Raw genomic sequence first — 663 nt, 5'->3', positions numbered from 1 at the left:
CATCGACCGCAGAGCGGAACGTCGGCGCCACGACCGCGCCGATTCCGGGCATGGACATCAGGCGCCGGCACACCTCGTCCTCCCGGGCCAGCCGACGGACGTGCCGCTCGAGCCCGGCCAGTTCGTGGCGCAGAGTAGCGCGGGCACGGAGCATCAGCTCGGTCGCCGCGCCCAGCATCGCGTTGCCTGAGCGAACTTCTTCTTCCAGGCGTAGAGCGAATAAGGGCTGACCCCGAGGCGCTTTGATACCTCCCTGACGGGGTAGCCTCGCTCGGTGATCTGCGCGACCGCGTCCCGCTTGAACTCATCGCTGAACTTGCTGCTGCTCATCCTGGCCTCCTTGCCTCAAAATTAGCGAAGAAGGCGTCCACAATACACGGGGCTATTCATACTGATCCTGCCCCGGTTTGGTGGACACCCATGATAGGCTTTCGAGCCAACGGAAGGAGTGTCCGATGGAGAAGAGTAAGAAGCGGCGGTATTTTCCGGACGAGTTTAAGCGCCAGGCCGCGGAACGCGTCGAGACGAGCGGGCTGACGATCATGGATGTCGCGGCGGAACTGGGTGTCCACGAGACCCAGCTGCGCCGCTAGATGCGGCAATTCGGCAGGTCGGGGACGGGCTCTGCGCGGCGCCCCACAACGCAGGCGCAAAGCGCGTCCC

General features: G+C 64.6%; 1 protein-coding gene and 2 pseudogenes. 1 reads left to right on the top strand and 2 read right to left on the bottom strand.

Annotated elements, in window-relative coordinates; genetic code table 11:
- Positions 1-187, bottom strand: a pseudogene (locus OCH239_RS23990) (IS110 family transposase); the annotation flags it as partial.
- Positions 181-330: pseudogene (locus OCH239_RS21940) on the bottom strand (transposase); the annotation flags it as partial. The pseudogenes OCH239_RS21940 and OCH239_RS23990, both read right to left, overlap by 7 nt.
- A gap of 125 nt (positions 331-455) precedes the next feature.
- Here OCH239_RS21940 and OCH239_RS22490 point away from each other — a divergent pair.
- Positions 456-593, top strand: a complete 138-nt coding sequence (locus OCH239_RS22490; RefSeq protein WP_084782791.1) for a transposase — start codon at positions 456-458, stop codon at positions 591-593.
- Positions 594-663: the final 70 nt, after the last annotated feature.

This window comes from Roseivivax halodurans JCM 10272, from assembly GCF_000521785.1.
GTDB lineage: Bacteria > Pseudomonadota > Alphaproteobacteria > Rhodobacterales > Rhodobacteraceae > Roseivivax > Roseivivax halodurans.
This window is presented reverse-complemented; position numbering and strand designations above follow the sequence as displayed.

Coding starts and splice junctions, on each gene's coding strand:
- OCH239_RS22490 (WP_084782791.1), top strand. CDS start 456: ATGGAGAAGAGTAAGAAGCGGCGGTATTTTCCGGACGAGTTTAAGCGC.